The sequence below is a fragment of the Sediminibacter sp. Hel_I_10 genome (assembly GCF_000688335.1).
GTDB lineage: Bacteria > Bacteroidota > Bacteroidia > Flavobacteriales > Flavobacteriaceae > Psychroserpens.
Map to the genome: position 1 here is coordinate 2,435,110 of NZ_JHZX01000001.1, position 15,068 is coordinate 2,450,177.

12 protein-coding genes and 1 tRNA gene are annotated in these 15,068 nt (G+C 34.3%); 9 read left to right on the forward strand and 4 right to left on the reverse strand.

Features of this window, described 5'->3' with window-relative positions; genetic code table 11:
* Nucleotides 1-107: 107 nt before the first annotated feature.
* The 5 genes from dnaE (at nucleotide 108) to P176_RS0110920 (ending at nucleotide 6,951) form a co-directional block, all read left to right on the forward strand.
* Nucleotides 108-4,496 (forward strand): DNA polymerase III subunit alpha, encoded by a 4,389-nt coding sequence (dnaE, locus tag P176_RS0110900; protein WP_026754745.1) that lies wholly within the window; start codon nucleotides 108-110, stop codon nucleotides 4,494-4,496.
* A 284-nt stretch (nucleotides 4,497-4,780) separates the two neighbouring features.
* Nucleotides 4,781-5,098 (forward strand): thioredoxin, encoded by a 318-nt coding sequence (gene trxA / locus P176_RS0110905; protein ID WP_026754746.1) that lies wholly within the window; start codon nucleotides 4,781-4,783, stop codon nucleotides 5,096-5,098.
* Between the two features lie 76 nt (nucleotides 5,099-5,174).
* Nucleotides 5,175-5,717, forward strand: coding sequence for a ClpP family protease (locus P176_RS0110910; RefSeq protein WP_197022160.1), 543 nt, complete (start codon nucleotides 5,175-5,177; stop codon nucleotides 5,715-5,717).
* Between the two features lie 153 nt (nucleotides 5,718-5,870).
* Entirely contained in the window at nucleotides 5,871-6,800 is a 930-nt protein-coding gene (locus tag P176_RS0110915) for a DUF58 domain-containing protein (RefSeq protein ID WP_026754748.1), read from the forward strand.
* A gap of 77 nt (nucleotides 6,801-6,877) precedes the next feature.
* Nucleotides 6,878-6,951: transfer RNA gene (locus P176_RS0110920), tRNA-Asp, on the forward strand.
* Nucleotides 6,952-7,224: 273 nt separating this feature from the next.
* On the opposite strand, the gene P176_RS0110925 is transcribed toward P176_RS0110920, so the two are convergent.
* Together P176_RS0110925 and P176_RS0110930 are read right to left on the reverse strand one after the other, a co-directional pair.
* Complete coding sequence (locus P176_RS0110925; RefSeq protein ID WP_037348902.1) at nucleotides 7,225-7,590, reverse strand: HIT family protein; 366 nt, start codon at nucleotides 7,588-7,590, stop codon at nucleotides 7,225-7,227.
* A 2-nt stretch (nucleotides 7,591-7,592) separates the two neighbouring features.
* A complete protein-coding gene (locus tag P176_RS0110930) occupies nucleotides 7,593-8,618 on the reverse strand; it encodes an HNH endonuclease domain-containing protein (protein ID WP_231481236.1) in 1,026 nt (341 codons plus the stop codon).
* A 47-nt stretch (nucleotides 8,619-8,665) separates the two neighbouring features.
* Between P176_RS0110930 and P176_RS0110935 the strand changes: the two genes are divergently transcribed.
* A complete protein-coding gene (locus tag P176_RS0110935) occupies nucleotides 8,666-9,859 on the forward strand; it encodes a site-specific integrase (protein WP_026754751.1) in 1,194 nt (397 codons plus the stop codon).
* Nucleotides 9,860-10,374: 515 nt separating this feature from the next.
* Here P176_RS0110935 and P176_RS0110945 read toward each other — a convergent pair.
* Both P176_RS0110945 and P176_RS0110950 read right to left on the reverse strand, forming a co-directional pair.
* Nucleotides 10,375-11,106, reverse strand: a complete 732-nt coding sequence (locus tag P176_RS0110945) for an SOS response-associated peptidase (RefSeq protein ID WP_026754752.1) — start codon at nucleotides 11,104-11,106, stop codon at nucleotides 10,375-10,377.
* 62 nt (nucleotides 11,107-11,168) lie between these two features.
* Nucleotides 11,169-11,444: a hypothetical protein gene (locus tag P176_RS0110950; protein ID WP_026754753.1), complete on the reverse strand. Its 276-nt coding sequence runs from the start codon at nucleotides 11,442-11,444 to the stop codon at nucleotides 11,169-11,171.
* A 153-nt stretch (nucleotides 11,445-11,597) separates the two neighbouring features.
* Here P176_RS0110950 and P176_RS0110955 point away from each other — a divergent pair, with 153 nt between their 5' ends.
* The 3 genes from P176_RS0110955 to P176_RS0110965 are packed head-to-tail and all read left to right on the forward strand — an operon-like array spanning nucleotide 11,598 to nucleotide 14,940.
* Nucleotides 11,598-12,647: an ABC-three component system protein gene (locus P176_RS0110955; RefSeq protein WP_026754754.1), complete on the forward strand. Its 1,050-nt coding sequence runs from the start codon at nucleotides 11,598-11,600 to the stop codon at nucleotides 12,645-12,647.
* Nucleotides 12,647-13,129 carry an ABC-three component system middle component 2 gene (locus P176_RS0110960; protein WP_026754755.1) on the forward strand — a complete coding sequence of 161 codons (483 nt, stop codon included), beginning with the start codon at nucleotides 12,647-12,649 and terminating at the stop codon, nucleotides 13,127-13,129. Before P176_RS0110955 ends, P176_RS0110960 begins: the two co-directional genes overlap by 1 nt.
* Nucleotides 13,129-14,940 carry an AAA family ATPase gene (locus tag P176_RS0110965; protein ID WP_026754756.1) on the forward strand — a complete coding sequence of 604 codons (1,812 nt, stop codon included), beginning with the start codon at nucleotides 13,129-13,131 and terminating at the stop codon, nucleotides 14,938-14,940. Before P176_RS0110960 ends, P176_RS0110965 begins: the two co-directional genes overlap by 1 nt.
* Nucleotides 14,941-15,068: the final 128 nt, after the last annotated feature.

A 15,068-nucleotide genomic window follows, 5' to 3' on the forward strand; every position in this document is an offset into this window, starting at 1 on the left:
TCGTAATTTTATGCCCTGCTTTTTTTTGATGCGTCTTTCAAAATAGAGCCCATACTTATTGTTTTCATTTTTTTGATTTCTGTCAGCAGAATCCTTACACATCGCCTATGTACTTAATTTTTGATACCGAAACTACAGGTTTGCCTAAACGTTGGGATGCTCCAATTACCGATACCGATAATTGGCCAAGATGCATTCAAATTGCTTGGCAATTGCACGATGAGATGGGCAACTGTCTAGATCATCAAGATTACTTAGTGCGCCCAGAAGGTTTCAACATTCCTTATGACGCTGAAAAAATACACGGTATCTCTACAGAGTTGGCGCTTGAACAAGGTGTTCCGCTTCAAGAGGTTTTAGAGAAATTCAATGCCGCTTTAGAGCAAACCACCTTTGTTGTGGGTCAAAATGTAAAGTTTGACCTCAATATCATGGGTGCAGAATTTGTTAGGGAAGACATGGCCAATTCGCTCCAAGAATTGCCGGTATTAGATACCTGTACCGAGCGTACGGCTGAGCTTTGTCAAATTCCTGGTGGGCGGGGCGGAAAATTCAAGCTTCCTACCCTAACAGAGTTACATGAGCATTTATTTAACGAGCCTTTTGCAGAAGCACACAATGCTACTGCCGATGTAGAAGCTACGACGCGCTGTTTTTTGGAATTGGTGCGTTTAAAGGAGTTTACCAAAGAGCAACTTGACGTTCAGCCCGATTACTTTGAGCGATTTAATCGTGAAAATCCTCAAACGATTCAGCTCATTGGGTTAGAGCATATTAATCTCAAGCGAGAAAGTGCAAAGATTAATGCCAGACTCCAAAAATCCCAGGCAGATGATATTTCCGAAGCAGAGATAAAAGAGAATATTTCTGAGTTAAAAGAAGTAGACTTTGTACATCTCCACAATCATTCGCAATTTTCGGTATTACAATCTACGATTAGTATCTCAGATTTAGTGGCTTCGGCTGCTGAGCATAAAATGCCAGCGGTGGCTTTGACAGATCATGCGAACATGATGGGCGCTTTCCATTTTGTGAAAGCGGTCAATATGCATAATAAAACGGTTCAGGCAAAACAAGCCGAGGCCGAAGCTCGTGGCGAAATTTTTGAGCATAAAGAAATAAAGCCCATCTTGGGTTGTGAATTTTTTGTTTGTGAGGACCATACCGATAAATCCAGAAAGGATAATGGGTACCAAATTGTTCTTATTGCTAAAAATAAAAAGGGATACCACAATTTGGCAAAACTGTCTTCTCACGCTTTTGTGGATGGCTTTTATTATTTGCCGAGAATCGACAGAAAACTCATAGAAAAATACAAAGAAGATCTTATTGTATTAACAGGAAACCTTTATGGCGAAGTGCCTAGCAAGGTGTTGAATGTAGGTGAAAATCAAGCTGAAGAAGCGCTGTTGTGGTGGAAAGAAACCTTTGGTGATGATCTTTATCTTGAAATCATGCGCCACAATCAAGAAGATGAAAATCGTGTGAACCCTGTGTTAATTGAGTTTGCGAAAAAACATCAGGTCAAACTAGTGGCTACTAATAATACTTATTATTGCAATAAAAAAGATGCCAATGCACACGATATTTTGTTATGTGTAAAAGATGGTGAAAAGCAAGCAACACCTATAGGTAGAGGTCGCGGCTACCGCTACGGATTGCCTAACCAAGAGTATTATTTTAAGTCTTCGGAAGAAATGAAAGCCTTGTTTAAGGATGTTCCTGAAGCTATCAGTAATATTCAAGAAGTTGTAGATAAAATTGAAGGCTTTGAGTTGGCAAGAGATGTACTGTTACCTGCTTTTAGTATTCCAGAGGAATTTAAGGATGATGCCGATTTAGAGGACAAAGGAAAACGTGGAGAAAATGCGTATCTCAGGCATTTAACCTATGTGGGAGCTAAAAAACGCTACGGTGAAGAACTGACCGATACCATTAAGGAACGTCTTGATTTTGAGCTAAGTGTTATTGAAAACACCGGTTATCCAGGGTACTTTTTGATTGTAGAAGATTTTATTCGGGAGGCTAGAAACATGGATGTTTCGGTGGGACCAGGACGTGGTTCGGCAGCAGGTTCTGTAGTGGCCTACTGTTTGTGGATTACCAATATTGACCCCCTAAAGTACGACTTGCTTTTTGAGCGTTTCTTAAACCCCGATCGTATTAGTATGCCCGATATTGATATTGATTTTGATGACGAAGGTCGAAGTCGGGTTATGGATTACGTGATTAAAAAGTACGGCGCAAATCAGGTTGCCCAAATTATCACCTATGGTACGATGGCAGCAAAATCATCTATCCGTGACACTGCCCGCGTATTGGATTTGCCGCTTTTTGAAGCCGATAGGATAGCGAAGTTGATCCCTACCATGTCTAAGCTGAACAAGATCTTTGGCCTATCGGAAAAGGAATTGGGGAGCAAATTTCGTGCAGAAGATTTAGAAAAAGTCAATGAGCTTTTAAATATAGCAGAAGGAGATGGCTTAGATGCCGAAACCGTAAACTTGGCAAGAACGCTTGAAGGTTCTGTAAGAAATACGGGAATTCATGCCTGCGGTGTTATTATCACTCCCGATGATATTACCAAGTTCGTCCCAGTGTCTTTGGCTAAAGATTCTGATCTCTACGTCACGCAGTTTGACAACTCTGTTGTTGAAGATGCGGGTCTGCTAAAAATGGATTTTCTTGGATTAAAGACCTTGACCTTAATTAAGGATACCGTTAAGATTGTTAAGGCCAAACATGATATTTTATTAGATCCCGATAGTTTTCCTTTGGATGATGAAAAAACCTATGAGTTGTTTCAAAGAGGAGAGACGGTTGGGGTATTTCAATATGAATCTCCTGGGATGCAAAAACACCTCAAGGACTTAAAACCGACTGTCTTTGAAGATCTCATTGCCATGAATGCGCTCTATAGACCGGGACCAATGGAGTACATCCCGAGTTTTGTAAGAAGAAAACATGGCGAGGAAGAGATTGATTACGACCTTCCTGCAATGGAGGAGTATTTAAAGGAAACCTATGGTATTACGGTTTATCAAGAGCAAGTAATGTTGCTCTCACAAAAACTAGCAAACTTTACCAAAGGTGAGGCCGATGTTCTCCGTAAGGCCATGGGTAAAAAGCAAATTGCGGTTTTGGATAAAATGAAACCGAAATTTATTGAGCAATCGGCAGCCAACGGACATGATGCTGATAAGCTTGAAAAGATTTGGAAAGACTGGGAAGCCTTTGCGAGTTATGCCTTTAACAAATCACACTCTACGTGTTATGCATGGATTGCTTATCAAACTGCCTATTTAAAAGCGCATTATCCCGCAGAATATATGGCAGCGGTACTCTCAAACAACATGAATGACATTAAACAGGTCACCTTCTTTATGGAAGAATGTAAACGCATGCGTTTAGATGTTTTGGGGCCAGATGTGAATGAGTCGTACTATAAATTCTCGGTGAATCAAGCTGGCGCCGTTCGTTTTGGAATGGGCGCCATAAAAGGTGTTGGTCATGGTGCGGTAAAAACCATTGTCGAGAATCGAAAAAAAGATGGACATTACAAGTCCATATTTGATTTGGCAAAACGTATTGAATTGCGGGCAGCGAATAAAAAAGCCTTTGAAAACTTAGCATTGGCTGGTGGTTTTGACGGATTTGGAGATACACATCGCGCACAATATTTTCATGATGATGGTGATGGCATTACCTTTTTAGAAAAAGCGATAAAATATGGCGCCAAGCACCAAGAGAATGAAAATTCTGCTCAGGTAAGCTTATTTGGTGCGGCAAGTGATGTGCAAATTGCAGAGCCTGTAGTGCCACCCTGTGAAGAATGGGGCACGATGGAAAAGCTAGCCCAAGAGAAGGAAGTGGTTGGAGTATATATTTCTGGTCATCCACTAGATGACTTTAAAACCGAGATGCGTGTTTTTTGTAACGGGAATTTGGCCATGTTCAACGATTTGCCAGCTTATGTCAATAGGGAGTTGATTTTTGGTGGTGTAGTGACCGATATACAGCATCGGGTGAGTAAGCAAGGAAAAGGCTGGGCCATATTTTTAGTAGAGGATTATACCGATAGTTTTGAGTTCAGAATCTTTGGTGAAGAGTATTTGAAATTTCGTCATTTTCTCGTAAAAAACAGTTTTGTATTCGTTAAGGCCTTTGTGCGTGAAGGCTGGGTCAATCGAGATACTGGGAAAAAGAGCGATCCAAGAATTCAGTTCAATAGCTTTCAGTTATTGCATGATGTCATGGATGCTTATGCAAAAAAACTTTCCATACAGTTAAATATAAGCGATTTACAAGAGCAGAGAATTTCAGTATTAGAAGACATGTTCCGTATGCATCGCGGGGACCATGCGTTGAGTTTTATCATTTATGATAATGATGAAAAGATAAAGCTCAATATGCCTAGCCGAAAACAGAAGGTAAAAATATCCCAAGAGCTTTTAGATCAATTAGAAACCAATGATGTGATGTACAAGCTGAACTAAATTGACGAGGATGGTATTGGAATTAGAAAGGAGTTTCATTTTAATATACCTAACCAATCGGCAAGTTTTAAAATTTCAGTAGTGGTTTAAATTTTAAAGCGATTTTGAATTTAAGATTAAGGGAATAAAAGAGAAATTAAGGGGCGTAAAATACTTAGCGATACCGAGTATACCGCCACTCAATAGCCACATAACCAAAACAAATGCAGGTGATGTAAGGTTTGGATGTTTTTTGACTAATTTTACGTTTTAAACGAAGTTCAACACATTTAGATAATATAATTATGGCATTAGAAATAACAGATGCAAATTTTGACGAAACCGTATTAAAAAGTGACAAACCAGTAATGGTAGACTTTTGGGCGGCTTGGTGTGGACCATGTAGAATGGTAGGACCAATTATTGATGAAATTAGTACAGAATATGATGGTAAAGCCATTGTAGGCAAAGTAGATGTAGATGCAAATCAAGAATTTGCAGCTAAATATGGCGTGCGTAACATTCCAACTGTTTTGGTATTCCACAATGGAGAGGTTGTTGGTCGCCAAGTAGGTGTTGCACCTAAAAATGCATATACTGAAGCTATCGATGCTTTGTTATAGTATATAATCCAAAAGAAATGATAAAAGGTTTGTCTTAATGGCAAACCTTTTTTTATTTTTAACCAAACAAATTATTATGAGCAAGCAAGCAAAAGCACAAGATATAATAGATAGTAAGTTATTAGAAGATCGCAAAGTCTTTCTTTGGGGACAAGTAGATGACAAGTCGGCGAAACACGTTATAGACCGTTTGTTGTATTTAGATGCCTTAGAGACTAAGGATATTCATTTATACATTAACAGTCCTGGAGGTTATGTTACTTCTGGATTTGCAATCTATGATTGCATCCAGTCTCTAAATAGTGATGTTTCTACAATTTGCACAGGATTGGCAGCCTCTATGGGATCCATTTTGTTATCTGTAGGAACTAAAGGGAAACGTTTTATTCAGCCACATGCTAAGGTAATGATTCACCAGCCAAGTGGCGGCGCAAGAGGGCCTGCAAGTGATATTGAAATTACTGCTCAAGAGATACTGAAAACTAAAGAACTCAGTGCTAAAATTTTAGCTGATAATTGCGGACAAGATCTAGAAAAAGTCTTGAAAGACTTTAACAGAGACCATTGGATGGACGCAGAAGAATCTTTGACTTACGGTATTGTTGACAAAGTGATATAAGTCATACTTGCTTATCAAGTATAATTAATTTAGGCTCCTGCCATAAATAAATTACATAGAGATTGAACTTTCTATCGCCATAATTATGGGTGTTTGAGGGTTCAGTCTCTATGTTATCTATTAAAAAAGCGTAGCAGCTCAATACCTTGCCACATGAATCTACAGACAGAACTTAATAAAACCGGTGGATTTAAAAATCTAGAACTTCTTGCTAAACAAGTAGTAGAAGGATTTATAGCTGGTATGCATAAGAGTCCGTTTCATGGGTTTTCCGCAGAATTTGCAGAACATAAAATCTACAATCAAGGCGAAAGCACCCGGCATATCGATTGGAAGCTCTTTGCTAAAACAGATAAATTATATACCAAGCGCTATGATGATGAGACCAATTTACGTTGTCATCTCATTTTAGACAATAGCAGCTCCATGCATTATCCTAAATTGAAGGAGTTTACTGTTGGAAATTTAAATAAAATTGCATTTTCAGCTTTAGCGTCTGCAGCACTAATGCATATTTTGAAAAAGCAGCGCGATGCTGTAGGGATGAGTATTTACAGTGATGCTTATGATTACTATGCCCCAGAGAAAGGAAGTGAGCGCCACCACCAGATGCTGTTAAATGAGCTCAACCAGATGGTTCTCTCGGCGCCTGAGGGCAAAACGACCGAAACCTATACCTATTTGCATCAAATAGCAGAAAACATCCATAGACGCTCTCTCATCTTCTTTTTTACAGATATGTTTCAAACTAGCTCAGATGAGGTCAAGCTTTTTGAGGCAATTCGGCATTTAAAGCATAACAAGCACGAAGTGGTTTTATTTCATGTTATGGATAAAGAGAAGGAATTGCAATTTAATTTTGATAATACACCTAAGCGCTTTATTGATGTGGAGACCAATGAATACATTAATTTGTATCCTGACGCTATAAAAGATGACTATGAAGCTTCTGTTGCAGAGTATTTTAACAATATTAGATTGAAATGCGGTCAGTATCAAATTAAATATGTTGAGGCAGACATCAATAAGAGCTTCGATAAAATCTTAACGACTTATATGGTAGAGCGTCAAAAGTTCGTTTAAAATTTTATTAAAAAAATTCCTATAAATATTTGTGTTATTAAAAATCGAATGTATATTTGCCCTCGCAATAAAGCAACGGTCTGGTAGTTCAGTTGGTTAGAATGTCGCCCTGTCACGGCGAAGGTCGCGGGTTCGAGTCCCGTCCAGACCGCTCAATTGCTAAAAAGCTTCAATGTAAATTGGGGCTTTTTTTTAGCAATATAATGACGTTGTGTTGTTCCCATAGAGATATGGGAGTTGTAAATACCCAATGCGATTGGGTGCTTACCAATGAAAGGCTTTCCTTTTCCGAATCTTCGGAATTGGGATGCTTTTTTGTTTTAGGGCAGTTACTAAAATGTCAACTTACCAAGTTTTTTACCAGAAATGGTGTGCCATAGGGTGTCCTAAAAATACTAAAGGTGTACCATTTTACATGAGTAGGTCAATACATCATTTTACTTGGAATAACACCTCTTACACCACCTTCAGGATGTTCTATATCATCTTTATATCTTGGAATTATATGACAATGAAAGTGAAAAATAGTTTGACCAGCTGCCAAACCACAATTCATTCCGATGTTGTAGCCATTAGGAGAATGATTTTTCTCTATGATCGTCTTAGCTTTGTCTATAATATTTGGTAATTGTAATTTAGCGTCATTTGATAATTCAAAAAAATCCTCATTTAGATCATTGGAAACAATTAATAAATGACCAGGAGAAACAGGGTAAGCATCTTCTATGATGAAGAAAAATGATCCCTGATATAATTTCTTATTTCTCGGAATTTCTAAAAAATCCTTCATAATTATAGATATTGGAAACCGTTATTATGTGCTATGGTTAACATAGGTTGAATATGATCTTGGAATTTGGATTTATCAAAATTTAGTTGCGGGAAGATATTAAGGTAATCTTGAAGAAATTTATTTTTTGGTTTACTCCTTTTAATGATCTTAAAACCTTCATTTTGTAAAGCACAAAAATCATGAAAATATTTTTCAAATGATGGAAGCTTATCTCTCTTAGCTGAATTAAATAGAGTTTCTGCCGGAATTAAATTCCACATTAAATCATGAGCTACAAATTGGTGTGGTAGAAAATGCTCAATTATATAATTTCCAACAACCAATTTTTCGCCAGTGTAAATGCAATTTACATAACCAAGTTCATCTAACACTAGATCCCAAAATTCACGTTTATGTTTAATTAAGCTGCCCCTGATGATAGGTCTGTGTATTTTATTTGGTATTTCTGGAACATTGGGATTTCTGTTTTGTAGAAATAAAGAAAGATTCCAAAAACAAAACGACTTTAAGACTCCAAGATTGTTTCTAAGAAAAACAAACCACCTATCGTCAATCTTGATTTGGTCACTGTATAGTTTATAAGGAGCGTTATTATCCTTGTCTAAGGATGATGCGTAGACTTTAGACTTAGAACCAGTGCCGACCCAAGGGCTTAAAAATTTGTGAGGAACATTGTTATTGAAATGATTGAGTAATGCTATGGTTTTGGGATTTTTGGTTTCCATCAATGATCGTAATATTAAACTGTGTTTAGCGTCAATATCTAAATTTTCTAATTCTTTCACATTAAATATTGCATTCTGAATTAAGTCTTGCTTACCAAAGGAAAGTTGAAAGTAATTTACAGTGTGCCAAGAAAGGGTCAGCATCCTGGCAAATAACTCTCTTTTGTTGATTGCTTTATTGCCATTTTCAACTGATTCTAAAATAGACCAGAACCAATAGAATTTATAGGTAGCACTTGTATTTTTAAAAACCGATGAGATTTTTGAAAAAGACTCGTCATAATTAATTAAGTGCATCATAAAACTGAATTTTAATCTAAAATTAAAACACTAAAACTAAAACAAATATGAAACTGAATATATTATTTTTACTATCTAAGTCAAAAATCAATTCAACAGGCAACGCTCCAGTTAGATGCAGGCTAACCTTTCAAAAAATGAGAAAAGAGTTTTCCACTGGAGTATTTATAAATGCTAAATTTTGGAAAAGTAAGCAACAACTAATAGATACCCAAGAACCCGACGCTGAATTAAAAAACACTCAATTGAGCCTGATAAGAACAAATCTTAGTCAGGCTTTTTTATTTTTACAGGTTAAAGGAACTCAATTTACAGCAGATGACATTTATAAAAAATATAAAGGAGAGACACCTAAAAAAGATTTTGGTGTTATGGAAGTCTATAACTTGCACAGTGATAGAATTAAGAAGCTTGTAGGCATAGATATCAAGGAAGTAACCTATTCAAAATACATAGAATCTGGTAGACATCTAAAATCATTTATTAAATTCAATTTTAAATCTAATGATATCCAATTAAAGGCTCTTAAGAGTAGTTTTCTAAAACATTATGAATACTTCCTTAAAACTGAAAAGAAGTTCCAGCAAAGCACACTAAACAAGGCTATACAAAGGTTTAGGAAGGTGATTAAATATGCTGTTTCTGAAGATTACTTAGACAAAGATCCATTTATACTTTATAGGGCTAAACGTATTAAAAAGGAAGTTATATTTCTTTCTCCTGAACAATTAAAAAATCTGGAAGAAACAAAGTTTGAAATTAAAAGGATAGAGCAGATTAAGGATATGTTTGTTTTTTGTTGTTATACAGGTCTTGGTTTTAGTGAAATGAAAGAATTGAAGAAAAGAGATGTGTCAATTGGATTTGATGGTGAAGTTTGGTTAAATGTCAGAAGATCCAAGACAAATAGGAGATATAATGTACCATTATTGCCTAAAGCTAGAGAGATAAAAGATAAATATTATGATGAGGCTTCGGATTATGTATTTCAAAGCATATCCAATGCTAAATTCAACGCTTATCTAAAAGAGATCGCTGATATTGTAGGGATTGAATTTAATTTAACCCATCATATAGCCAGAAAGACTTTTGCAAGTACCGTGTTGCTTTATAATAATGTGCCAATTGAGATTGTAAGTAAGTTACTTGGGCATTCTAAAATACAAACAACACAGGATAGTTATGGAAAAATAGTAGAGAAACAGATTAGTCTAGAGATGAAAAAATTAAAGGGGAGGTAACATTACTTTCCCTTTAATCTTTTTATTTGAATTAGTATATCAGTAATTGGGTAGATTAAACCAATAACTATAATCCCTATGCCAGCAGAGGGTTGTTTTTGCTCTATAAAAAGGATTACTATAATTGACAGGATGTAATAACATATATATCCCACCAGTTACCGTAAGAATACAGATCAAGTAAACCATAATTTTAAATGATATATTTATTATATTACTAATAAGAAAGGCTTTTGTTGATCGTTAATATTCTAGGATTTAAATTTCTAGTTTCTATTGTTTTTCTGTTTTAATGGAGCAATCAATAAATAGAAAATCCAAGCAAACCAAGAGATGAAGAGTACAGCTAATACCCAAGCAAGCTTCTCACTTCCTTTCGTCTTACTTGAAAAAATAATAGAGATTAATGGAATTAACCAAATAACTGCAATTATGATAAGGATTAATAAAGGGAATCCAACGGAATTATTCATAGTTATCTTCTCAACTGCGTTTTTTAATTGATATGGGTTATCTTAAAATAATGTTTCCTTTTGAACTTCATCTATAATATACGGCTGATTTGAATCAATCCCTTTTTTATACAAATCCCTACTTACAGGGTAAGCCTTAAACTCATTATTTGTAAATCCAGTTGCCATCAGTTCATTAACGCTCTGTTCTGAACGACCAGTATCTAGCCAGTCCTGAAGATAATTCTCATCTAGCACAAGAGGCATACGTTTTTTTTTGTTGTGTACTCCTGCAAAAAAATCATTTGCTTCAGTTGTTAGAATTGTGGCAGTAAAAAGTTCTGAATCTAGATCATTATAAAGCCCTGCAAAGAGAAATAAATCTCCCTTGGGATATTTGGAAGATGGTTGGTAGCAAAAATATGGTATCGATACTGCGTTTTCATGATGAGGCTCAAAAAAGCCATCGGCTAAAATCAGACACCTTTTATTGATTGCGCTTTTTTTAAAGGATGATTTCTCAAATATTGTTTCAGATCTCGCATTCAAAGTATTACTTTTTTTTCTGAAACCCTCTGGATTTGTTTTGGCCCAATCAGGAACTAAGCCCCATGATGCTGGAAAAATTTTTTCAGTATCATCCATTTTTATTATTTGCAAGTTTCCGTTTGAAAATCCATTGAGATGGTAGTAAGGGGAGTATTCTCCTGAGATATCAAAAGTTGCATTAAAGTGTTTAAGCATTGATTGTTCTATCTCCTCTTTTTCTTTCCGAAGTGATATAGAATAGCACATAGATTTAAATTTAGTTTCTAAGATATAAATAAAACGTCAAAGTAAAATTTAGATAAAAGCTATTAATTTTCAAATTTTGATTGATTCAACATATACTTCATTATATTTTTTGGGCTATTTTCCATAGTTAACCAATGAAGCGTTTCTTTTAGTTCAAATATTCTAATTTTTAATTTGTATTTACGGCCATTATTGGTTTCTTTATCCTTTAGCCTATATAATTCATCAATTCTTGACTCAAGAGTAATAATATTGAAGAGTTTTGAATACTCATTTGTGTTTATTTGAGGAATTCCGTTGTTTTTAATTGTAGCTGAAAAATATCTAGTGAACTTCATAGCACTAAATTACTATTATTTGCAGGTGAGTATTGCTATGAAATTTAGCGAACTGTCATATTTGTAATTATATGTACTAATTTATTTATTACTTTAGTTGAATATCGATACAACTTATTATAAACATGTAATTTAGCGGATGGCTGAAAATAAATGACATACTATAAAACATCACATCAAGTCAACTATGGCAAAAGAATAATACCTCTTAAGATGATTGAACATATGTCGTTTGATGATTGGGAAGAATTTATTGAAGAATGGATTGAAATAAAAAAATCCGAGTATAATGAAGCTGAAAGGTTTGGAGGTGCTGGTGATAAGGGAAGAGACGTGGTTGGATATGTTTCTGACAAGCACAAAGCCAACTATATTTGGGATTGTTATCAATGTAAACATTACGATAGTGCATTAACTCCAACTCAAGTATATAAAGAATTTGGTAAAATTTTATATCACACTTTTCAAAAAGAATATCCTAAACCTAGAAAATTTTATTTCGTTTCGCCTAAAGGTTGCGGAACTTCCCTCTCCAAATTATTGCAGAATCCCACGGAATTAAAGGAAGCTATCAAAAAAAATTGGGTTAGGTATTGTGAAAATGATATATCTAGCAAACAAGTTATATTAGAAGGGGAACTACTGAAATGGGTAAATAATTTTGATTTTTCAATATTTAAAAAAATTCACACCAAAAACATTTTAAAAGAACACATTAATCATCCAAATCATCTGATAAGGTTTGGTGGAGGGTTACCAGAACGTGAAAAATTAGATACGAGCACAATTCCTAGCTCGATTCAAAATTCTGAAACGATATATGTAAATCAATTACTATCTGCTTATGCTTCTGAAAGCAATGAAAATTATAAAAAGGTAGAAGAACTAGATACAAAAAAGCTTTATAAAAATCATTTTAATAGGGCAAGAATCAGCTTTCATCACGCAGAACAATTAAGAAATTTCTCTAGAGATAGTTTACCTATTGACACTTTTGAAGACTTTCAAAAAGAAATATTAGGTGGTATTATTGATATTGTTGAAGACGAACACTCTAATAGTTTTATAAAAGTAAAAGAAGCGGAAAAGGAGGCTCGTAAAATTGTAATCTCTTCAAATCCTTTAAAGGATGTAAGTATTATCAATGACCGAAGCGGAGTATGTCATCAATTAGTTAATGATAAAAAAATTAAATGGATATAATGGAAAATAGTAAAAATATAAATCCATTCAATAACAGTGTTGAATCTGGTCTTAGAATGTTAACTATTTTGAATGAAGCATTTCCTAAATCATTTGATTTACAAAACCTTGTTTATCTAGATTATCTAACAATTCATTCCGCAGATATTGATAAATCAGCAAAAAGCCTTCATCCTGCGGTACCTTATCGTTCAGGTGAAATAATGGTTAGAGGTTCAATTATTGAGAAAGGACTCAGCCTTTTTGTCGCAAAGAATTTAATCGAAAAACAATATAATATCAATGGCATAGAGTATAAGGCAACAGAGAATGCAATGCCATTTCTCGAGTCACTTGAAGAAACATATTCAATTGAACTTCAAAATAGAGCAAAATGGGCTATTGATAAATTTTCAAAGCACACTAAACAAGAACTAAAAAACATTATGACTCCAAAATTATCAGAGATAGACAATGAGTTTAATATTGAAATTTTACAATAATGAAAACAGGGTTTATTTTAAAAGAGTTAAGACTGGCAGGGGATTCTGTTGAAAAAGCAAGTATAGTTTTTGAAAAAGGTGTTAACATCATTACCGGTCCTTCCAATGTAGGCAAGACTTTTATATTTCAATGCTTAAACTATATGTTTGGCGGTTCAAAACCTCCAAAGCCTATTAAACAAGCAAGAACCTATGATTTTATATATCTGGAAATTATAGATTCCCAAAATGACCATTTTACTTTATTAAGTGATTTAAAAGGTGGGAATTTTAAACTCTACAATTCAAGTATTGATAACATTAAAGAATCTGAAGAATTTGAAATACTTGATAGAAAACACAATCCATCTAGCGAGAAAACTGTTTCTGCTTTTTTACTAAAATTAAATAATTTAACTGGTAAAAAAATCAGAACGAATCAAAAAGGTAAAACTAGACAAATTTCATATCGAGATATTGTCAAATTCTCTATGGTTAATGAAACTCAAATAACTACGGAGGATTCTTTAATAGTTAGTCATTATACCAAAGTAACGGAAGAGTCTAATGTTTTGAAATTAATTGCAACAGGCAGAGACGATAGTACCGTTATTGAATCTCTATCTCAAAATCAACTAGCAAATAGAAAAGGGAAATTAGAAATACTTAAAGAATTTATAATTGAAAATGAAAAAGAACTTAAAACTTATAAAGTTGAACCTTCTTTAATTCTCGCAGAAACTAATTCCGTAATAGAAAAATTAAGCGAAAAACACTCTAGCCTTCAAAATAAATATAACGAAATAGAGAGCAAAAGAATGGAAGCCTTAGAAATACTGTACATAAGGCAATCAAGAAGGAGAGTAATTGAGGAATTGTATAAAAGAACAGACCTTTTAAAGTCACATTATCATTCAGATGTTGCCCGTTTAAAATCAACCATAGAAACAAGTGTTTTATTAAACGAAGAGAACCACTCTGCTAACGGTAATTGTCCACTTTGTAATGGAGAAATTAAACAAGAATGTTCAATTGCTGATATCAAGAAAATAATCGATTCTTGTAGCACAGAAATACAGAAAATTGAAACATTACTTCAAGAACTAATTGAATCAGAAAAAGTTCTTAAGGAAGAGTTTAATGATATCTCCAAGGCTGTTTTAAGTTTAGAAAAAAACATAGCCGACTATACTTTAGAACTTGATAAAGGTGTTGGGTTAGAAATGGGTTTTATCATTGAACAAATTAATCTAGAAAACGAAAAGAAAAGTATAGTTCTTGGGGCATTGTATAAATTTGAACAATTAGAGAAATTTAAAAAAGAAAAAGAAAAATTAGAAAATTCACTACCTAGTCCTAGTTCTAAAGAATCTTTTGAACATATCACAACTGCATCATTAACAACACTTTCAAAAGCCTTAAAATCAGTACTTGAGGGCTATAATTATCCGAACTTAACGGATGTTAGTTATAGTGAGGAACAAAATGATTTTATTATATCTGGAGAGAATAGAAATCTATCTGGTAAAGGTTATCGAGCAATTATTTATTCCGCATTTATTGTAGCTCTACAAGAGTTAATATCTCAAAAAGACTACTCAATAGGTGTACCCATTTTGGACTCTCCGTTAGTCACATATCGTAAACCTGAAAATGAAGGAGAGATTACAATAAGTGATGATTTAGCAATGGATTTTTATAGATATGTAACCTCTAAAAACGAATTAGATCAGATAATAATAATTGAGAACGAGGAACCACCAATAGATATAATAGATAAAATAAATCACATAAAGTATAGCAAAAAGAATGGATTTATTCCCCAGAAATAAAGCCAAACGCTATTATAATTTATAAAAAACGTGAGAAATAGTAATGATATCTAGGATTTTGGCTCTTGAGAAAGTTAGGGTTTAACCGATAATTGAGTTCCTCTAAACTTCTTGTTTTTCAGTTATTA